The sequence below is a fragment of the Dehalococcoidia bacterium genome, from assembly GCA_030648205.1.
In the GTDB taxonomy this organism is placed as follows: Bacteria; Chloroflexota; Dehalococcoidia; order JAUSIH01; family JAUSIH01; genus JAUSIH01.
On record JAUSIH010000020.1, the window covers coordinates 34,013 to 52,818 of the forward strand.

General features: G+C 61.9%; 20 protein-coding genes and 1 tRNA gene. 5 read left to right on the plus strand and 16 right to left on the minus strand.

The window, feature by feature from the left end:
* Positions 1-26: 26 nt before the first annotated feature.
* Entirely contained in the window at positions 27-1,058 is a 1,032-nt protein-coding gene (locus Q7T26_02370; GenBank protein MDO8531002.1) for a hypothetical protein, read from the minus strand.
* Between the two features lie 323 nt (positions 1,059-1,381).
* On the minus strand, positions 1,382-1,690 hold the full coding sequence (locus tag Q7T26_02375; protein ID MDO8531003.1) for a hypothetical protein: 309 nt from the start codon (positions 1,688-1,690) through the stop codon (positions 1,382-1,384).
* Between the two features lie 244 nt (positions 1,691-1,934).
* Between Q7T26_02375 and Q7T26_02380 the strand changes: the two genes are divergently transcribed.
* From Q7T26_02380 to Q7T26_02390, 3 genes are all read left to right on the plus strand, one after another.
* Positions 1,935-2,093, plus strand: a complete 159-nt coding sequence (locus Q7T26_02380) for a hypothetical protein (GenBank protein ID MDO8531004.1) — start codon at positions 1,935-1,937, stop codon at positions 2,091-2,093.
* A gap of 113 nt (positions 2,094-2,206) precedes the next feature.
* Positions 2,207-2,974 (plus strand): dienelactone hydrolase family protein, encoded by a 768-nt coding sequence (locus tag Q7T26_02385; GenBank protein ID MDO8531005.1) that lies wholly within the window; start codon positions 2,207-2,209, stop codon positions 2,972-2,974.
* Positions 2,975-3,114: 140 nt separating this feature from the next.
* Positions 3,115-3,375 carry a hypothetical protein gene (locus Q7T26_02390; protein MDO8531006.1) on the plus strand — a complete coding sequence of 87 codons (261 nt, stop codon included), beginning with the start codon at positions 3,115-3,117 and terminating at the stop codon, positions 3,373-3,375.
* Between the two features lie 156 nt (positions 3,376-3,531).
* Here the strand turns inward: Q7T26_02390 and Q7T26_02395 are convergent, their stop codons facing one another.
* The 4 genes from Q7T26_02395 to Q7T26_02410 all read right to left on the minus strand — a co-directional run bounded on the left by Q7T26_02395 (position 3,532) and on the right by Q7T26_02410 (position 8,485).
* Complete coding sequence (locus Q7T26_02395; protein MDO8531007.1) at positions 3,532-4,899, minus strand: MFS transporter; 1,368 nt, start codon at positions 4,897-4,899, stop codon at positions 3,532-3,534.
* A gap of 379 nt (positions 4,900-5,278) precedes the next feature.
* Positions 5,279-5,509, minus strand: a complete 231-nt coding sequence (locus Q7T26_02400; GenBank protein MDO8531008.1) for a hypothetical protein — start codon at positions 5,507-5,509, stop codon at positions 5,279-5,281.
* A gap of 335 nt (positions 5,510-5,844) precedes the next feature.
* A complete protein-coding gene (locus Q7T26_02405) occupies positions 5,845-6,807 on the minus strand; it encodes an NAD(P)-binding domain-containing protein (protein MDO8531009.1) in 963 nt (320 codons plus the stop codon).
* A 1-nt stretch (position 6,808) separates the two neighbouring features.
* Positions 6,809-8,485: an ABC transporter substrate-binding protein gene (locus tag Q7T26_02410; GenBank protein ID MDO8531010.1), complete on the minus strand. Its 1,677-nt coding sequence runs from the start codon at positions 8,483-8,485 to the stop codon at positions 6,809-6,811.
* 341 nt (positions 8,486-8,826) lie between these two features.
* Between Q7T26_02410 and Q7T26_02415 the strand changes: the two genes are divergently transcribed.
* Entirely contained in the window at positions 8,827-9,030 is a 204-nt protein-coding gene (locus tag Q7T26_02415) for a hypothetical protein (GenBank protein ID MDO8531011.1), read from the plus strand.
* 204 nt (positions 9,031-9,234) lie between these two features.
* Here Q7T26_02415 and nadC read toward each other — a convergent pair whose 3' ends face one another.
* The 10 genes from nadC to lepB form a co-directional block, all read right to left on the minus strand.
* Complete coding sequence (nadC, locus tag Q7T26_02420) at positions 9,235-10,104, minus strand: carboxylating nicotinate-nucleotide diphosphorylase (GenBank protein MDO8531012.1); 870 nt, start codon at positions 10,102-10,104, stop codon at positions 9,235-9,237.
* 229 nt (positions 10,105-10,333) lie between these two features.
* Positions 10,334-11,272 carry a quinolinate synthase NadA gene (gene nadA / locus Q7T26_02425; protein MDO8531013.1) on the minus strand — a complete coding sequence of 313 codons (939 nt, stop codon included), beginning with the start codon at positions 11,270-11,272 and terminating at the stop codon, positions 10,334-10,336.
* Between the two features lie 121 nt (positions 11,273-11,393).
* Positions 11,394-13,130, minus strand: a complete 1,737-nt coding sequence (locus Q7T26_02430; GenBank protein MDO8531014.1) for an ABC transporter substrate-binding protein — start codon at positions 13,128-13,130, stop codon at positions 11,394-11,396.
* An 82-nt stretch (positions 13,131-13,212) separates the two neighbouring features.
* Positions 13,213-13,452: a type II toxin-antitoxin system HicA family toxin gene (locus Q7T26_02435; GenBank protein ID MDO8531015.1), complete on the minus strand. Its 240-nt coding sequence runs from the start codon at positions 13,450-13,452 to the stop codon at positions 13,213-13,215.
* Positions 13,449-13,667, minus strand: a complete 219-nt coding sequence (locus Q7T26_02440) for a type II toxin-antitoxin system HicB family antitoxin (protein ID MDO8531016.1) — start codon at positions 13,665-13,667, stop codon at positions 13,449-13,451. The genes Q7T26_02435 and Q7T26_02440 overlap by 4 nt, the downstream gene beginning before the upstream one ends.
* Before the next feature lie 91 nt (positions 13,668-13,758).
* Complete coding sequence (locus Q7T26_02445; GenBank protein MDO8531017.1) at positions 13,759-15,207, minus strand: 4-hydroxyphenylacetate 3-hydroxylase family protein; 1,449 nt, start codon at positions 15,205-15,207, stop codon at positions 13,759-13,761.
* A 124-nt stretch (positions 15,208-15,331) separates the two neighbouring features.
* The gene (locus Q7T26_02450; GenBank protein ID MDO8531018.1) at positions 15,332-16,567 is read right to left on the minus strand and encodes an FAD-dependent oxidoreductase; all 1,236 of its coding nucleotides are present in this window, start codon (positions 16,565-16,567) and stop codon (positions 15,332-15,334) included.
* A gap of 59 nt (positions 16,568-16,626) precedes the next feature.
* A tRNA-Lys gene (locus Q7T26_02455) sits at positions 16,627-16,702 on the minus strand.
* A 38-nt stretch (positions 16,703-16,740) separates the two neighbouring features.
* On the minus strand, positions 16,741-17,325 hold the full coding sequence (gene pyrE / locus Q7T26_02460) for an orotate phosphoribosyltransferase (protein ID MDO8531019.1): 585 nt from the start codon (positions 17,323-17,325) through the stop codon (positions 16,741-16,743).
* Positions 17,326-17,337: 12 nt separating this feature from the next.
* Positions 17,338-18,003 (minus strand): signal peptidase I, encoded by a 666-nt coding sequence (gene lepB, locus Q7T26_02465; protein ID MDO8531020.1) that lies wholly within the window; start codon positions 18,001-18,003, stop codon positions 17,338-17,340.
* A gap of 281 nt (positions 18,004-18,284) precedes the next feature.
* On the opposite strand from lepB, the gene Q7T26_02470 reads away from it, so the two are divergent.
* A partial coding sequence (locus Q7T26_02470; protein MDO8531021.1) for a hypothetical protein occupies positions 18,285-18,806 on the plus strand: 522 nt, incomplete at its 3' end.

Here is an 18,806-nt window from a genome sequence, read left to right on the forward strand (position 1 = left end):
GTCTTTCCCAAAGATTGTTCCCAGACCTACTCGCGGATAAGTCGAGTTACCATCGCCGAATTACTTAGACTCGGTAGGAACAAGGAGTGCAGGCCTCCATTGCCGCCGGCAACGGCGATGATGAAACTATCAGGGCTCGGCGCTCCTTGGACAGTACCCTCAAACACTCTCCCATCTTTGATGAAGTGTTCTTGCTCTGGTTTTGAGAAGTCGGTCAGCGGAATACGTTTCGTATGCTCAAACAGAAACTCTCGTAGGGACTGCTTGGAATACCCATCACGATGCATGATAGCTGCATGGTCCGGGTTCAGGACTACAAGATTCCTGCCTTTGTGTTTACGAACGACGTGTATACTTGGCCAGTGCATAGCCGATGACAATGTGGTCAAGATGTCTTCTGCTGTCCGACTCCAAATATCTGAGACGTTACAGAAACTTGAAACGCCCAAAATAGAAATGGTGCTATCCCCTGGGCGAAAACCGCGCTCCACATGCAACGGCTCCCACGGGTTTTTCTCCTCGTTCTCTCCAATAACCCCGGTATACCGCCAGGGAGAACCCATAGTTGACTTGGAAACCGCTTCTGGGACTGATCCTGCTATGTTCAATTGAATGAAGCGGATCGCTCGACCAATCGTCGCGTTTGCACGCCACCCTGGCCCAAAGCATCCATAGCTGCCATTGATCTCAAGCTTGTGGCGGATTGGACCATTGACGATGGATATTAGTCCTACCGAATTCGTGGTCGTGTTCACGTAGTACATGCCCAAAGCGGGATCCGCCATAGCCTCGGCAGCAGCGATGACTACGGGGAAGTAGGATGGCAGACATCCAGCCATCACCGCGTTCACAGCTAAGCACTCTAAAGTAGCCTCGCCGTTCTGCGGCTCAAGTTGTGTGATGACCTTCTCAGGTGGTCTGTTACCTAACATCTGTATCACTCTGTCTTCCGTAGGTGGCACTATAGGGAGACCGTCAATCCAATTCTGGGAACATGCAAATGCATAGATATCATCATACGAATCCTTCACAATTACGCGTTCAACAGGAGAAGGCATACGGCGAGCTCCAGGAACCCTTCAGTAATTCCGGATTTCCCTCAGACGCACTCTTACTGCGACACTACCGGAAGCGTCTTACGATGGGTTGTCAATGTATCGACGATCTGCCGGAGTTGTTCGTCAGCCATGTGTGTCGCCACATCCGGGGGGAGCGTTTCAAATGGGTGCGGCAAGACAACGAAAGGGATATCAGGCCACCCTCGCCCTCGCGCACACGCCCTCCCCAACCCTTCGAACTCTTTCGTTACGACCGCGACGACAGGTATCCCGGCTTTTTCCAGACGTACGGCATCGGAGATACACCCCGCAGTGCATGCGCCTCAAGCGCCCAAGCCGACGATAGCGGTATCGATTTGTGTGACAAAGGCGTTCCAGTCTGTATCGCTGATGCGATTCCACTTGTTGGAGGTTGCGTCCGCGCCGGCAAGTCGGGCCACATGTGCTACACCAATTTCCGTACGCAGCAGCTCTTCCAGCCGATCAGCAAAACGTCCGTAATTAGCCCATAGAAAGTTATCCCAAATACCCACACGCATCCCCCTCAAAGTGCTGAGGCGGTCGTTTAGTCTATGACTGGCCTTTTGGAGAACGGGCACGGGACTGAGTAAGACAGTCGTGCGCTCAAGCATTGTATCTCTCCAATGCGCCGGTTACGTGCTATTGCGACCAGTCCATTCTGAATCTGGGCAGTGTAGCATATGCCATGATGCGCGTCAACTGTCTGTACTCGTCGGTTCTGATTCCTTGGGGTCGGCAATTCCTTCACATGTGCTTCTGATATCGAAGGAAACAACCGAAATAAAACGGTACCGCATTAAAGATTGGCTACAGCGACCGACTATCCTTGATCAGCACTAGTGGGACAGTCGGGGAATGGACACTCGAGCAAGGTCAGGAGAGATGTGGGAGTTCCCCCGAAGCCAGAGTGTCCAGATGATACCGCACCTCTTCGTGCCCATGATCGCTGAAAACCACTGCTCGCCGCATGTCTGTCGTCTTTTCAAGAAGTTCCAGGGGGTGCTTGACAACTAGATGGACGGGGGGTTAGATTTCGGTTGAACCGAAGTGGAGGCGCAGCACGTCTCCCGCCGAAGTCAGGGTGGGAAATTCCGTGTAAACGGGTCCGCCGCTGAAGGAGGAATGGCATGTGGAACCAGTTCAGGACAGACGCCTATGAGGGGATGCTGGCGGAAACCATCTCTATCAAGGGGCATAACGGTGATCTGATCAACGCCTACTTCACGCGGCCGCTGGGGCCGGGCCCATTTCCGGGAATTGTGCTGGTCCATCACCTCCCCGGGTGGGACGAACTCTTCAGGGAGATGGCCCGTCGGTTCACTCAACACGGCTACGTGGTCATCTGTCCGAACCTGTTTTATCGCTTCGGACATGGAAGGCCGGACGAGGTGGCAGGGAAGGCACGCGGGCAGGGCGGCGTGCCTGATGACAGCGTGATAGCCGACTGCGACGCTGCCTTGCACTATCTGCGGTCACTCCCCTACAGCAACGGCAAAGTAGGTGTCATTGGCACATGCTCGGGTGGGCGGCACGCCTTCCTGGTGGCGTGCCGAGTGAGCAGGTTCGATGCCGCGGTGGACTGCTGGGGTGGCCGCGTGGTTGCGTCCCGGCAGGACCTGACACCCCAGCAGCCAGTGGCGCCCATTGATTACACCAAAGACCTGTCGTGCCCGCTGTTGGGCCTCTTCGGCAATGAGGACCAGAGCCCTTCGCCGGAACAGGTGAACCAGCTTGAGGCAGAGCTGAAAAAGCACGGCAAGACCTACGAGTTCCACCGGTACGATGGCGCGGGGCACGGGTTCTGGTACTACGACCGGTCGAATTACCGCCCGCAGCAGGCCATGGATGGCTGGCAGAAGGTATTCGCTTTCTTTGGCCAGCACCTGCCAGCGTAGGGACGGCTGGCGAAGGTAGGAGATGGGAGAGGGTCAGACGACGCCTATATCAACCAAAGAAATTCAAGTGACGTGCTCCTGGCTGGCGTCTTGAGCACTCACTTGCGCTGCACCGGGCCAGAGCTGGAAGGAGGCAGGCCTTGCCCTCTGTGAAATTCCTTGTGGACGATTTGTGCGCCAAATTCACGGAGCAAATATTGTTCCACTTGATTAAGACGCTGCTTGCCGAAAGACCATGCACCGTCAACGACATCGCTCGCAAGATCGCAGACCAGGATCGCTCTCTGGACATGAAGAGTGCGCAGGCCCTCGCCGAGGCCGCTGTTGAAGCCCTGTGGCGCATCGACGAAGTAACGGTAGACGGCGATTACATACACTCGGCGGGGTCAACGCCGCGTTAGGGCGGTTTCTCGGTGGTGTGTCTGGCAGGCTTCGGGACAGTCAGCCTTGGGATCGGGCCAGGCGCTGAAACCAATGCTTCTTTGCATCGTCACCAGGACGACTCGGACATGACATGCTAGCTCATTCCTTGGGCAATGGCCGTGTGGCAGGGACATTCAGTCAAGTGCGGGAGATTCGCCGTGTGACACTACGCCCCCGGCGGCGCTCGCGTTCAATTCGACTCTCAGCTTGGCAAACCCGGGTGTCAGCAGTACCACGGCCCAGACAACGATAATGCACCCAGCGCTCATGATGAGGAGTGCTGTCGGCGCGCCCAATGCTGCTGCGAGGCTGCCCGCCAGAAGCGTGGCGACGGGTATCAGTCCCCGGCTCAGAAGGTAGATGCTCATGACGCGGCCCCGGAAGTGGCGAGGCGCAATGATCTGCGCCAGGGTCTGGGTCTGAGTCTGGTACGTGACGTTGAAGACACCAACAATCGTGATGAAGATGGCGGACAGAACAAACCAGTGGGATTGCGAGAACGCCATGAGGCCAAGCCCGAATGCTGTGGCTCCCACAATAACAGGCCAACTGTAGGCATACCGCCTGTGCATCGAGGCGACGACGAGCGCGCCAGCCAATGCGCCGATGCCCCCAAACGTGAGGAGCAGGCCCTGGGTCTGCGCGTCACCGTGCAGGATATCTACGGCGAAGATGGGCATCAAGCTGATATACGGGAACCCAAGGGTCAAGGGTCCCAATGCCAGAATCATGAGCGCGCGGAGGTCTCGGTGTCCCGCGACGTAGGCCAATCCCTCTTTCGTGGAGGAGAGCAGCGATTCCGTGGCTTTGCTGGCGATCGAGACTGCTCGGTCAGGAACTCTCATTTGCATGGTCCAGATGGTCGCAAAGAAATACATGGCGGCCTGCATGTAGTAAGAACCATCCGAGCCTATAAGAACGATGAGAAAGCCCGCGATGGCCGGGCCGACGGTACGGCTGCCATTTATGACAGCGGCGTTGAGGGCGAGAGCGTTCATAAGGTACTTATTGCCCACAATGTCCGTTATGAGGGTCTGCCGAGCGGGTTGCTGGAACGCCTGGGCGGTGCCCGCTAGGAAGCCGCTGACGTAGATATGCCACGGCTGGACTTGCTGAGTGAGCACGAGCGTGGCAAGAATAACGTTGAGGACAACGTTTGTGCTTTGTGCAATGATGAGCTGACGCTTGCGCCCGTACCGGTCGGCGACGGCGCCAGCAAGAATACCGAAGATCAGCAGCGGGATGCCCCGCATGGCCGCCGCTATGCCCAACTGGACCGCCGAGCCAGTCATGGTATAAATGAGCCAGCCTCGAGTGACCTGGTCCATCCATTGGCCCATGCTGGTACCGACCTGGCCCAACCAAAGAAGACGGTAGTCGCGAATATGCAGGGACTCAAAGGTGGACAGATGCGTGAGTCGCCGGATGATGCCGCGCGGCTTGCCCTCAATCTGTTGAGCCCCCACTAGAACGACGCCCTGCGTGCAGTCATGCTCCTCCAAGAGCGGACATCTTCACGTGGTTTCTCGGACAAAACGCCACCGTTCCGCCCTTGATGTTTCTTGAACACTCACCTTCCCCAATTTTCAGGCCGCAGGCTGTTGGAATCTCCTCCCGCCTTCCGCGAATTCCCGAGGCGCCCGGCCGTCCAATGAGCTGTGGAGCCTCGCGCTATTGTAGTCATTCCAGCACGCCTGGACGATTCCCCTGGCTCCTTCAGACGGTGAATCAGTTCCCGCTCGGACATTCATCCTGCAGACGGCCGATGAAGCTCTCTGCAAAGGCATTCCCGACCGGCTTTCGGAGAACGCCACCCAACTCCTGGACGCAGCCTGAAGTGTTGGCCCACGCGAAAGGCGTCTTGACCACCAATCTATTAGACTACACCTTTTTGCGCAGGATCTGTCCCAGCGCTACTGCCAGGAACACGAGAACAACGCCCACACCTGCAACCATCAGCAGTCCGCTCAAGAAGCCACCGGACACGTCGGCCATGACCCCGATGAGCGCTGGCCTAAGTACGCCGTCTATCTCTCCGGCTGTGAAGTACAGACCGGCGGCGGCTCCCATTTTCCTCAATCCTTTCTCCGGCGCATCCATAAGGACCAGCATAGCAATAGGCGCTACACCTCCTTGTGCAATCCCCTGAAGGAGCAACCCGAAGACCAGCGGGACTCCGGCGGAGGTGGCAACGAGTAAAACACCAACTGTCGTGCTCAGGAACAGGGTGATGAGGATGGGTACGTGGCGAGCAGGTGGCGGCATAAACACGGTCTGTGCCAGGCCAAACCTCGTCGCTTCCTCCGCTGGCGCATGCCTTTCTGTACGGACCTTGCTCCCGCATGGAGCAGCGAAATAGACTAGAGGGGAACCATGTCAGAGCGCTTCACCCTTTGCCAACGCACCGTGCTCTATCAACAGCTTGTCGCTCCGTCCTTGGTTCTTCCTTATCGAGATGCAACGGACGACCGCCGTGTGTGCGACTCCATAGCCGCTAGGAGTTCCTTGTAGCTGGCGGGCTTCTTCCCGTCAAAGGCGTCTTCCAAGCGAAAACCCTTGGCCCACTTGAGCCGCTGGGCAATCGCCTTCGCCATAACCGGCTCCACGCCGATGTCTTGCAGCATGCTCGCGCATTCCATCATCTCGTCGGAGCGGCGCTCCAGGTGGCTGACTCCGGAGATGGGATGCCGGGGGTCGGCGGTGAGCTCGGCCAGGAAATGGGGGAGGCTGACCTCCGCGGGGGCAAAGACATCGCCTTTGAGCGCGTCCGGGTCCAGGCCCGCCTTCCACGCCGCGAGCGCCGCCTCCCACTGGAGCGCCATGATGCCTTTAGTCAGGAGGCTCCGTATCAGCTTGGCGCGGGTGGCGTTCCCCGCCGGCCCGGGAATGATCGCCAGGTCCATTCCGTACGGCTCCATGAGCTTCTTGAAAGCCGCCGCGGACGTGGAGGCGATGGGCATATGTATCCTGTGACCCGCGATTGTGACGTGGGGCATCGTCCGCGTGTCGCGGGCGATAATCGCGTCAATGTAGGCCGCGCCGGACGCCTCGATAAGTCGCGCCGCCTCCTCTTTCTGACTGGGATGCGACGAGTTCACGTCAACGTAAAACTGGCCCCGCCGCGTGCAGCGGGCGGCCTCGCGGGCAATGGACAGGGCCGCGACAGGCACGACGACGGAGAACACCACGTCCGAGTCGCGGACCACTGACTCCAGGGAGTCGCGCAACTCGACTCCCTGCTCTGTCGCACGCGTCCGGAAGGCGGCGGAGTACGGTGGCTTGTTGTGTGCCCCATGAGCGCAGGCCAAGACCTGCGGCGCTCCCGCAGCCTTGAACCCCTTACCCATGTTGTAGCCCACTTCCCCGAAGCCGATGAATCCGAACCTGACTCCTAAAGCAGTACTCCGCACGTTAGTTTTCCAGCCAGATATCCCGCAGGCCGTTCAGACTGTAGTCCGACGGCCCGGACACCCATCCGTGCACGTTGGGGGCAACCGCCAGAAAGCTGTAAGGCCAGACAACGGGCAAGGCGGTGTAGCTCTCCGTCAGGATGTAGCGCTCCACCTGCTTCAGGGTCTCCTGTCGCTTGACGACATCCAGGCTGCGGCGCTGGACATCCCACATCTCAACCAGACGAGAGTCGTCCTCGTTGCCGCTAAAGTCGAGGCGTCCGCCGGGGATGAAGTAGTCCGTCATGATGATGGGGTCGGGGATGGTCGCGCCCGGGGTGAAGACCATCGCCGCGAATTGGTGGTCGGCGCCTCGCTTCCAGAAGATCGCGTCTTCCTGGACCTCGACGGTGGCGTTGATGCCCAGGTTGCCGAGCTGGGAGGCCATGAACACCGCCGAGTTCTTGGTCAGCCGCTCACCTCTCGACAGTATGGAGAGGGAGAAGCCGTCGGCGTAGCCTGCCCCAAACAGGAGTTTCTTCGCCGCGGCGATATCCTGTTCCTTCTGCTCGGAGAAGCCAGGCAGCTTGGACAGTTCATCCTGGGTCAGGCCCCAGGTGTCAAAGGGGAAGACGCTGCCCCATTTTCCCGCACCTTCCGCGACGACCTTCAGCGCCGCCTGCCGGTCCAGCGCCAGGGAGACCGCCTGGCGAACGCGAATGTCCTGGAAGGGCTTGGCCCGGAGATTCCAAAACAGCCAGGGGCCACGGAGGGTGGCGGACCTGAACATCTGCATATTCGGGACGTCTTTCTTCAGGGCGTCCACTTCCGAGGGAGAAAGCGTGCCGGAGAAACGGCCCGTCATGTGCGCCCGCCCCGTCCGCATGGCCGAAAGGCGTGTCTGCTGGTCTGGGATAATGCGGACGCTGACGCCGTCCAGGAACGGCCTGCCTTTCATGTAGTAGTCCGGATTGCGGGCCAACTCGACGCTGACGCTCGGTGTGTAGCTGACGAACTTGAACGGCCCCGTGCCCATGACGACGTTGCGCATATCCTTACCGTCATCGGCCAGTTGCTTTGAATAGATGGGGCTGAAGTCCATGGCAAGGATGGTGAGTGTTGGAGCAAACGGGTACTTGAGGACGAGTTTTATCTGGCCCCCGTTGCTCTCGACCCGCTCTACAGCGGGGCCCAGGATGGCGCCAATGCTGCTCGTGGTGCCTTTAGGTGGCTTCAGCAGCCTGTTCAGGCTGTACACGATGTCCGCTTCGTTCAGGGGTTTGCCGTCGTGCCAGGTGACGCCTTTTCGGATGGTGAATGTGTACGTCGTGCCATCGGCGCTGACGTCCCACTTTTCAGCGAGGTCGGGGACGACCTCCTTCCCCGCGCCGGGGTCGAACTGGACGAGTTTGGAGTACGCCGGACCTGCCGCGACCTGAATCAGGCCGTTTTGCGCGGCGGCGGTGTCGAAGTCGGGAGGGTTCCCTCCCTGAAGAATGACAAAGGCGCCGCCAGAGCGGGGAGCCAGCGCGGTGGGCGTGGGCGGTGCGGTGGGCGTCGGCGCAGATGCAGGGCGTTGCGCCAGCGCCTGCGCCGGGGCGCTCGGGCTGGCGGCGGGGGCGCAGGCGCTCGCCGCGATGAGTATGCCACAAGCTAGCAGCCCCAGTAGCCGCCTGGGGATATGTCGTTCAGAACGCATATAGCACCTCCCTCGTCACTTGTGGCTTTTGCGCTCGCACACGCCGCCGTTCGCAAGCTGTTTTGTGAAGCACCGGACAAGACCGGTGCTTGGCAAAAGCGCCCGTGCGCATGCCGTTTGCGACACATCTCCGCACTTTCTTGGCGACCAGATTCTATTCTTGGTTGGTTGTGCTGTCAAGCGCCTTTGTTTTGGTGTTCTACATCGAAAACTGGCATGTATAACGCGCATGAGTGTGATCTGCCCCCCGACAACTGCCCGCGGGTAATGAGAGTTCCACACGGATGTTGCCGTTGGTCTGCTGAGCAAACTGGTTGGGGGGAGGCAGGTCAGGCCAGCCGGTGTCCCTGCGCTTTGGCCCGCTCAACCGCGAGATACCCGCTCGGGTGAAGGAGATGTCTCCCGTACCGTTGCCTCCGGAGGTTGGCGTCTCAGAGCAGAGGCGCAGGATACGCAAGTACGCGGTGACTGTGGAGCTTCTGGAGCCGGTGCCGAACATCAGCCGGGAAATGGGCGTGCGCGGAAAGGTCTTCCTCAACCAGTAGGAGCCCATCCGGAAACCGGGAGTACTCATTCGCTCGCTCTTCGACGGGCTCTCCGAAGGAGTCCGGTCAGCATCCGCAGAGCGGACTCCGCAAGGCGGAGAGTCCTTCGGACAGGGCAGGCTCTGTCGAACCAAGGCGGCGAGTTATCGGAAAGGCTCTAGTCGCGCGAGAAGGGCCGGGTACTCCACGGCGGCGTGCCGCGCGTTACTGCTCCAGGTCCAGGCTGATATCCAGGGCGGGCGCGGAGTGGGTCAGCGCCCCCACGGAGATCAGGTCCACGCCCGTCTCGGCCACCGCCCGCACCGTCTTCAGGTTGACGCCGCCGGATGCCTCCAGCAGCGCCTCCCCGCTGACCATGCGCACCGCTTCTACCATCTGAGGGACAGGCATGTTGTCGAGCATGATGACGTCCGCGCCGGCGTCCAGCGCCTCCCGCACTTGCGCCAGCGACTGCGCCTCCACCTCCACCCGCGTCATGTGGGGGGCCGCCCTGCGCGCCTGCTCCAGCGCCTGCTTGAGGCCGACGCCGCGCCGCTTCAGCGACTCCAGATGGTTGTCCTTGACCAGGACGCCGTCGCTGAGGCAGAAGCGGTGATTGTAGCCGCCGCCCACACGCACCGCGTACCGCTCCAGAAGGCGCAGGCCGGGCGTGGTCTTGCGCGTGTCCAGGATGTGCGCCCGCGTGCCGCGCACCGCCTCCACGTACATGGCCGTCAGCGTGGCGACGCCGCTCATGCGCTGGAGGAAGTTCAGGGCGACGCGCTCCGCCTTCAACAGGCTGGCGGCGGGGCCGCTGAGCGTGGCGAGGCAGTCGCCGGGCGCGACGCGTCTGCCGTCGGGCTTCAGGACGCGGAACGCGACGCTTGCGTCCACGGCGTGGAACACGCGCTCCGCCACCGGCATCCCGGCCAGCACGCCCCGCGCCTTGGCCGTAAGCCTGCCCGCGCCGGGGGCGTCCGGCGGCACCAGGGCGTCGGTGGTGATATCGCCCCAGGGCATGCCCTCCCGGAGCGCCGCCCGGACGATGCGGTCAAGGTCCAGGGAGGGCAGTCCCGCGGGCGCTGATTCAGACATCGTTCACTCCTGGGAGATTCCTCGTCCTTCCGTGGAAGGACGAGGAACGACAGGGGACGACTGGCCTGTCCGGCCCCTGACACCGCGCTAGTACCTACTTGCGAAAAAGGGCGGTATCATCAACCGCTCGTGGTGAGCTTGTCGAACCATGAGTGGCTCGCCCTTCGACAAGCTCAGGGTGAGCGGGGCTGGGTTCGGCTGTGTGTACGCTGATTTCTGCAACTGAGTACTAGCCGATGGCCAGCATGCGCTCGATGGACACGCGGGCGCGATCCGCTATCGCCGGAGGCACCTTCACCACGTACACGTCGTCGCGGAGGGAGCGGTGCAGCTTCTCCAGCGTGATCATCTTCATGTACTTGCAGACCGACTCCTCGCTGACCGGGAAGAAGGCCTTCTTCGGGCTTTCCTTGCGCAGGCGGTGCAGGATGCCCGTCTCCGTGGCTATAACAAACTCCTTCGCCGGCGACTTCCGTGCGAAGTTGATCATGCCGCCGGTGGAAAGGATATGTGCGCCTTTAGCCACGGGGTCGCTCTGGCTCGCCAGGTACATGCAGTTGCTGACGCACCCACACTCGGGGTGGATGAGGAACTCGGCGCCCTTGTGGGCGTCGCGCGCCTTCGCGATCTCCTCCGGGCGGATGGCCGCGTGCACGTGGCACTCGCCCCACCAGATGTGCATGTTCTTCCGGCCCGTCTCGTGCTGCACGAACGTGCCCAAGAACATGTCGGGGAGGAACAGGACCTCTTTGTCCTCCGGAATGGCCCGCACCACCTTCACCGCGTTCGTCGAGGTGCAGCAGTAGTCGGTCTCCGCCTTGACCTCCGCCGTGGTGTTGACGTAGGAGACGACCACGGCGCCGGGGTGCTCGGCCTTCCAGGCGCGGAGTTGGTCGGCGTTGATGGTGGCGGCCAGGGAGCATCCGGCCTCCAGGTCGGGGATGAGCACCCGCTTGTCGGGGCACAGGATGGAGGCCGTCTCGGCCATGAAGTGCACGCCGCAGAACACGATGAGGTCCGCCGGAGTCTTGGCGGCCTCCTGGGCCAGACCCAGGGAGTCTCCCACGAAGTCGGCGATGTCCTGGATTTCGCCGATCTGGTAGTTATGGGCCAGGATGACGGCGTTGCGCTGCCGCTTGAGCTTCAGTATCTCTGATGCCAGGTCCATGACGCCCTCCCCTCTGGGCCACATAGCTCGGAGGAAGCGACGCCCGGCAGGACGACGGGCCTGTCCAGGACGTGCGCAGAAGACTCCGTATCCTCTACTGTAGTGGACGTAATGAGGACGGTCAAGGAGTCCGCCTGTCCAGCCAGCCCTCCTCCACCAGTCCGTAGCGGTTGCGCGGGGTAGGCCACAGCCCTTTCACCCACGGCTGGACCACAGCCCAGCCCTCGCCGGTGTAGATGTGCACCTGGTACACCCTGTCCAGGATGAGCCGCTGGGCCTGCAGCACAAGCTCCCTGCGCTGGGCGAAGTCCAGGGCGCCGCGCTGCCTGTCAATGAGCGCGTCCAGTTCCGGGTCTTGAATGCCGCCGTAGTTGCGCGTCCCCGCGCTGTGGTAGCGGGTGCGGAGCTGGTCGTCCGGCTCGTCGAAGGCCAGGAACCCGCGGGCGCGGAAGGCAAACTGCCGCCGCACCTCCGTGTCCTTGTACGCGGCGAAGTCCATCATCTTGATGTCCAGGTCAATGCCGATGCGCTGCAACTGGGACGCGGCTGCCTCCAGCGGCGCGAGTTGCAGCCACGAGTACTCCCGCGCGGCCTCGGCCTGCAGCCTGTAGCCGCGGGGAATGCCCATCTCGGCCAGCAGCCGCTGCGCCTCCGCTATGTCCGCGTGCTTTGGCTGGCGATAGCCGGGCCGCTGCAACAGCTCCGCCTCCGTGATGGCCCACTTCGGCAGAAGCTTCCACGACAGGGGTCCGCTGATGTGGCCGCCGCCGTCCATCGCCACCTTGAGCGTCTCCTGGCGGTCCGTCGCCAGGTCAATGGCCTTGCGGAAGCGCAGGTCGTTGAAGGGCGGCTTCGTCAGGTCCATCACCAGCTCCACCGGGTACGCCAGCGGCACCGGAATAAAACCTATTTGCGGGTTTGTCCGCTCCAGGGCCAGCTTCTCCGGATAGGTGACGCCGCCCAGGCTCTCCGACCCGTAGTCAAGGCGCGCCGTCCTGTACGCGGCCAGGCGCGCGGCGTCGTCCACGATGACCACCCAGGAGACGCCGTCCAGGTACGGCTTGCCCGGCATCCAGAAGTCAGGGTTGCGCTCCAGTGTCCCGCCCACCGAGGGGACGTGCTCCTTGACCATGAAGGGGCCGGTGCCGATGGCCTGCTCCGGGTCCCTGATCTCATCCGTCTTCTCGAGTATCTCCGGGGGCATCATGGCGTTGCGCTCCCATGAGAGGTACGCGAGAAAGGGAACGAAGGGTTCTTTGAGGGTGACCTCCACGGTGTACCTGTCCACCGCCTTGACCGTGTCCACCAACTCGAACTGGCCTTGTCGGGCGAATCTGGGCGCGGGCGTGCGGATGCGGTTGATGCTGAAGACAACGTCCTGCGCGGTAAACTCCCGTCCGTTCACCGGCGGGCGGTTGTGGAACCTGACGCCCTGCTGCAAGTGGAGCACAAGCGTCCGCGCGTCCTTCCACTCCCAGCGTCTGGCCAGGCCGGGAATCAGGTCACGGGTCCGGGGGTCTTCCCGCAGCAGGCTCTGGCCAACGAACTCCCCCACGACGCCGGACGGCCCGGTGGAGGTGTGCTCATCCCAGGTGGGCGGCTCCGAGCTGATGGATGCCCGCAGGACGCCGCCGCGCCGGGGCTGGGCCGTTGGCGTCGCGGGCGCGGGATGCGCTCCGGCGACCGCCTGCGTGGGCGTCGCTGTGGGCGGAGATGCGGGCGCGCAGGACGCCACGATGAGGGCCAGCGCCGCCAGGAGCCACAGGAAGCGCCGGAGAATGGTCGGGCGCGTTGCGCGTCCGGCGCGCTCGGTGAGCGCACGGAAGTGATACGAGAAGGGGTGGCCTTGTTTCTTCATCGTGAAGTTCGTTTACAGGTAGGTGGGCCCGGAGGGAAGCGAACCCACGACACCTGGATGAGAGTCCGCTGCCAGGCCGAGTCTAGCGCGAGCGTGGGGTGAGCAGCCTGAGGAACTCTTCACGGGTCAGCCGAGCGTCTCGCAGAATCTTTGACAGGAGGCCGGGGCCGATATCTTCACCCGCGTGTATTGGGACAACGGTTGATCGTCCATCGGGGTGTCGCAGGATGCGATGGCTTCCCTTTTGACGAATGTCCTCAAACCCTTCTCTTTTCAGGGCTTGGATTACTGCCTGTCCAGTCAAGGCTGGCAGGCGACTCATACGACGACTTGATGGACACCTACAAGACGCAGGCCGACCTTGACGTTCTGGCCTTGCTCTTCCAGGCAGAGGCTTATGGCTTCTCGAACGCGCTTGAGCAACTCGTCCAGGGAGCGAGCTTGCGTGTGGCAGCCGGGCAAATCAGGCACGCTGGCGACGAGATACCCCTCGTCGTCCTGCTCAATGACAACCGTGAAATTGCGTGGTCGTTGCATTCTCATATCTCTGCCGCCGATATCCATCATATCGCATTTGAGTCAGCTTTGCCATCGGAGACGCGAGGAAGACATGTGACCACGACTGCTGTCATCGCGGCGTCCCGTCCTCCATACCCAGCAGGGCCTTCGCCATGTTCATGCGCTCCGGGAGATTGGCCTGGCGGGCGATGCCGATCTTCAGCGCCTGCGGGGATCCCGCCCCGTGCATGGACTCCACCAGGGCAGAGCAGCCGCTTATGTTTTCGATGAGGCGGGCCACCCGCAGCCGGGCCTCGACGGGCGTCCCGTTCACCCCCTGGAAGTACTTGCGAACGTAGGGGCCCACCACGGGATGAGACAGGTCCTTCTCCGAGGGCGCCGTGCCCAGCAGCCCGCCCGCGATGTCGTGGGACAGGCGGCATATCTCGTACATGAACCTGGTGGTGTTCAGCTTGGCCGAGTTCGCCAGCACGGGGTCCACGTAGCAAGTGCCCGCGGGGGTCATCTTGCCCTCGGCGGAGCACGCTATGGAGCACCCGTACAGCGTCTCGGCCAAGTGGACCATTTCCACCAGCTTGTCGCGGACGTGGGCCGCCTGGTCCACGCCGTTGTACTGGGCGATGAGAGCGGTGGCCCCGATGAGGACATCGGCCACGCCTGTCTTGCAGCCGCCGTAGTTCTGCCGGTGATAGCTGGTGAACATCTCCACCAGGGGCAGGGTGAACTCATGCTCTCCGCACAGGAACACCCTCTCCCAGGGAACGAACACGTCGTCGAAGACGATCATGGCCTCGCCGCCCACGAAGCCGTACGAGGCGTTGCCCTGGTCTATCTCGCCGCCGAACTTGCGCTCGTCGTTGCTCTGCCGGCCGAAGATGAAGGTGAGGCCCGGGGTCTCGGCGGGAACGGCGAAGGCCACGGCGTAGTCCTTGTCCTCCTCCCGCATGGAGGTGGTGGGCATGACGATGACCTCGTGGGAGTTCACCGCGCCCGTCTGGTGGAGCTTGGCTCCCCGCACCACGACGCCGTCCGGGCGCCTTTCCACTATGTGCAGGTAGGCGTCCGGATCCGGCTGCCTGCTGGGCGGGAGGCTGCGGTCCCCCTTCGCGTCCGTCACGGCGCCGTCGCTCATCAGGTCGTTGTCCTGGACGTAGGTGAGAAAGCGGCGGAACCGCTGGTGGTAGCCGGTGCCGTGCTTCTGGTCAGCCTGCAAAGTGATGTTGTACAGAGCGTTCAGTGCGTCCAGCCCCACGCACCGTTGAAAGCATGTCCCCGTCTTCTGCCCCAGCAGTCGCAGCATCTTCACCTTTTTCACCAGATCGCCGGTGCTTTGCTGGATGTGGGTGAACCGATTGATGGTCCGGCCCGTGAGGTGGGATGTGGCCGTCATCAGGTCCGCGTAGCGCGGGTCGTGGGCCAGGTCGTAGGTGAGGGCCGCCGTGTTGACGTGGGGTCGGGTGAGGGGGTGGTCCACCACGTCCTCAATCTTCTCCCCCAGGGCGTACACCGGCCTCCTCAGCCTGCGTATGCTCTCCTTGTACTCGCTGCCGGTCATCATGGCTGCACCTCCAGGCCCTTTCGGGCCCGCGCGTTGTCGCCGCCCGCGAACGCCAGCGAAGCGAGTCGGCTGATGCGCTGGTTACCCAGCGCCCTTTGTTTGGCGCACAGACACCAGTAAAACGTTACCGCTTTCTTGCTGCAATCGCGGACGCAATAAAGTCGGCGTCTTCTCCGACACCGATGAGCAACCCGGACTTTTGTTTGTATAACCAGGGCAAGCCAATAAAGAATAACCCGGGGTAGTCAGTCACGCCACGTTTCTGGACCGGATACCCGTCGCTATCAAAGATGGGCAACTTGACAAGACTGAAGTCGAACACATATCCCATCGCCCAAATGATGGTCGTGATACCAACAGAGTGCAGGTCTAGTTTGGTGATCGCGTCCGCGTCATAACCATCGCGGAGTTGCGGCAGATTCTCCGGAGGAGCATTCAGCCCGTTCTGCGCGATGAAGTTATCGGTCAGTTTTACGACCTCGGCTTCGAACTTGTCCGCCTTGGCGAGGCTATCCTTCAGGTCGTCGGCTAACCAAATGGTGTTGTCACGCGCGCCTTGGAGGCGCCCCAGCAACACCACGCCGTCTCGTGCAAACTGGTGCAGATTGAGTGCCCGTCCACCATCCCGGCCAGAGACGTGCGGATTGCCTGTGAACTTGGCTTTGGGCGATGGCAGCTTGTCCGCCGTTCGGTCCAGAAACCCGCTCAGGTGCAGCCACTCGTAAACGTCCTTACCTCGATACCGACGGGGAACACGCCCAGCGCCGCCGACACATAAGTAGACCCTGCGTCCATTCTGGTACAACTCCTCTGCGATCTGGCAACCTGACTGGGCGCTGCCGACCACCAGCACCGCACCGGGCGGTAGCGCCTGGGGATTGCGGTATTTACCCGAGTCAAGCTGGGTGATCCGTGCGGACAGGTCGGTACGGCAGGAGGGTATTTTGGGCTGCTGAAACAGGCCCGTAGCCATCACCACATGTTGCGCTTCCCAAGCGGTCTCCTCTGTTCTGACCAGATAGCCCTTGCCATCTGCTTTTCGAACGACTGAGGTGACCCGCACCCCGTAGCGGACAGGGAGATGAAAGCGTTCGACGTATTGCTCGAAGCAAGCGACGATGTCGTCACGCGCCATGAAACCATCTGGCGCGTTGCCATGATACTCTGCGCCAGGCAATCGAAACGACCAGTTAGGGGTGAGGAGAGTGAAGGAATCCCAGCGGCCGTTACGCCAGGCATTGCCTGCTTGCGCGGCTTGTTCGAGCACGATATGTTCGCAGCCTCGTTGCGCCAGGTGGTAGCTGGTGGATAACCCAGCCTGTCCCCCGCCAATGATGATTGTTTCTATTGACTGACCCATGTATGCCTCGTTACTTGGTGCGATAGCTGACAATGCGTAACAACTGGAGTCTTAAAAAGTGGTGGGCCCGGAGGGGATCGAACCCTCGACACGCGGATTAAAAGTCCGCTGCTCTACCAACTGAGCTACAGGCCCACGACGCAGCAAAAGCATACGGAGACTTGGTCTCGGCGTCACACCTTGGCGGAGGATGACTGCGAGCCGCCCAGCGCTCTGAGTGGCACCCCCTTCGCGCACAGAGGACACTCCGCGGGAGCGTACGTGGGCAGGTCCATCCGGTGGCACGCGAAGTAGGGCACATCCAGGTCGGCCTTGCCCCCCGAGCGGTCCACAAGGATGCCCAGGCCCGCCACCACGGCGCCGTGCCGCCGGACCGCGTCCAGCATCTGCACCACCGACCCGCCCGTCGTCAACACGTCGTCCACCACCAGCACGCGCTCCCCCGGCGCCAGCGTGAAGCCGCGCCGGAACTCCCTGTTGCTGGCGCTCTGCTCGGCGAAGATGCCCCGGACGCCGAGCTGCCGCCCCACCTCGTAGGCCAGGATGACTCCGCCCACGGTCGGCCCCGCCACGGTCTGGATGCGCTGGTCGCGGAAGTGCTCGGCGATGAGCCGGCAGAGGCGCTCCGTGTGCCAGGGGTACTGCAGGATGTGGAACTTCTCCATGTACTGCGAGGAATGCATGCCGGACGTGAGCAGGAAATGCCCGTCCAGCAAAGCGCCGGACTCGCGCAGGATACCCTCGACCTCGGTGGACACGCTCGTCTCGGCCTAGCTGTTGGGTTTGGCGTAGGTGTAGTTGGGGATGAGCCCCCAAGCGCTGAGAGGCCAATAGGTGACCCACGCCTTGCCGATGATGTACTGCCGGGGAACCGGGCCCCAGTCGCGGGAGTCGTTGCTCCCCCTGCGATTGTCCCCCATCACGAAGTAGGAGTCCGCGGGCACCACCGTCGCCGCCATGGAGAGGCGGTCGCGTTCGGCGTCGAATACGTAAGGCTCGTCAAGGGACTGTCCGTTGATGAAGACCTGGCCGGAGCGTATCTCCACCTTGTCGCCCGGGTCGGCGATCACGCGCTTGATGAACTCACGCGTGGGGTCCCGCGGGAACCGGAAGACGATGATGTCGCCCCGCTGCGGCTGGCCGAAGAAAAAGACGGGGTTCCTCGTATCCAGCAACAGGAAGGGGAACAGGCCGTTCAGCCAGGCAGGGTCAACATACAGGTACGCCAGCTTGGTCACGACCAGGTGCTCCCCGTCGTGCAGGGTGGGCTCCATGCTGGCGCCCTTTACACGGAAGTTCTGCAGGGTGATCTGGATAAGCAGGAAGACAAGCGCGGCGAGCAGTATAGTCTCGATGACCTCGCGGGCCACCGACTTCATCACCGCCTCGGGCTGGCTTGCAGAAGTGTCTCTTGGCTTTTCCACAGCAAACTTCATTATACCGCAACCCTCCCTGCCATGTCATGAGACACTGGCCTTGGAACAGGGCAATCGCGCTTTATTCTCCTAAAGGAGAGGTCCGCGCGGAGAAGTGGAGCCCCCGTGCTGCGGGATTCGCGTTGTACGCTTTGCTCATCAGAGGAACAGGTCTAGACTGATACGAGACGTATCAACAAAGCGCGATTGCCTTGGGCCCGCCCCCCCCGGTTCGAGTCTATATTCGGTACGTATGCTATACTTAACAGCCACTTCCATCCTCGACGAGAAGGTGTTTCCGCATGGAGCGCGGCGGAGGGTTCGACAAGGAAGCGTTCGATAACCTCCTGAAGCAGATCCTGGAGACCAGGGAGAAATCCGCGGAGCCGTCCGAGGAGAAGCATGCCGCTGCCTCCAAGAAAGACCAGGGTGACGCCGCCCCTTCCGCGTCGCCGGAGCCAACCGCGGAGGAGCCCGGGGGCGTCATAGCGCCTCCCGCGAATCCTCCCGCAGCCGCCACGAAGGCGAGCAGCGACCACCCCGCGGAGAGCGCGGCGAGCAAGGAGACGCAGGCGGAGCGTGCCGCCTCTCAGCAAGGCGCGGTCCACTCGGAGATGGACACGCTCAAGAAGCGCCTGGCTGACATGGAGGCGACGCAGGGCCGACTCATGGAGCAACTTCAGCAGAGCACTGACCAGATCGCAGCGGCGGCGCAGAAAGCGAGCGCGCCGCCGACGACGGAGGCCCCATCGTCTCAGCCACCCCAGGCCGCTCCATCGGCGACCAGCGAACCAGATGTCTTTGATGAGCCGGTGGCCGCTGAG

Excerpts from the sequence above, each read along its gene's own strand:
- Q7T26_02370 (MDO8531002.1), bottom strand. The coding sequence starts at position 1,058 with ATGCCTTCTCCTGTTGAACGCGTAATTGTGAAGGATTCGTATGATGAT.
- Q7T26_02450 (MDO8531018.1), bottom strand. The coding sequence starts at position 16,567 with ATGGGTCAGTCAATAGAAACAATCATCATTGGCGGGGGACAGGCTGGG.
- Q7T26_02400 (MDO8531008.1), bottom strand. The coding sequence starts at position 5,509 with ATGCTGGTCCTTATGGATGCGCCGGAGAAAGGATTGAGGAAAATGGGA.
- Q7T26_02380 (MDO8531004.1), top strand. The coding sequence starts at position 1,935 with ATGGACACTCGAGCAAGGTCAGGAGAGATGTGGGAGTTCCCCCGAAGC.
- nadC (MDO8531012.1), bottom strand. The coding sequence starts at position 10,104 with ATGTCTGAATCAGCGCCCGCGGGACTGCCCTCCCTGGACCTTGACCGC.
- Q7T26_02375 (MDO8531003.1), bottom strand. The coding sequence starts at position 1,690 with ATGCTTGAGCGCACGACTGTCTTACTCAGTCCCGTGCCCGTTCTCCAA.
- Q7T26_02410 (MDO8531010.1), bottom strand. The coding sequence starts at position 8,485 with ATGCGTTCTGAACGACATATCCCCAGGCGGCTACTGGGGCTGCTAGCT.
- Q7T26_02440 (MDO8531016.1), bottom strand. The coding sequence starts at position 13,667 with ATGCAACGACCACGCAATTTCACGGTTGTCATTGAGCAGGACGACGAG.
- Q7T26_02430 (MDO8531014.1), bottom strand. The coding sequence starts at position 13,130 with ATGAAGAAACAAGGCCACCCCTTCTCGTATCACTTCCGTGCGCTCACC.
- Q7T26_02385 (MDO8531005.1), top strand. The coding sequence starts at position 2,207 with ATGTGGAACCAGTTCAGGACAGACGCCTATGAGGGGATGCTGGCGGAA.
- lepB (MDO8531020.1), bottom strand. The coding sequence starts at position 18,003 with ATGAAGTTTGCTGTGGAAAAGCCAAGAGACACTTCTGCAAGCCAGCCC.
- Q7T26_02435 (MDO8531015.1), bottom strand. The coding sequence starts at position 13,452 with ATGAGTCGCCTGCCAGCCTTGACTGGACAGGCAGTAATCCAAGCCCTG.
- nadA (MDO8531013.1), bottom strand. The coding sequence starts at position 11,272 with ATGGACCTGGCATCAGAGATACTGAAGCTCAAGCGGCAGCGCAACGCC.
- Q7T26_02445 (MDO8531017.1), bottom strand. The coding sequence starts at position 15,207 with ATGATGACCGGCAGCGAGTACAAGGAGAGCATACGCAGGCTGAGGAGG.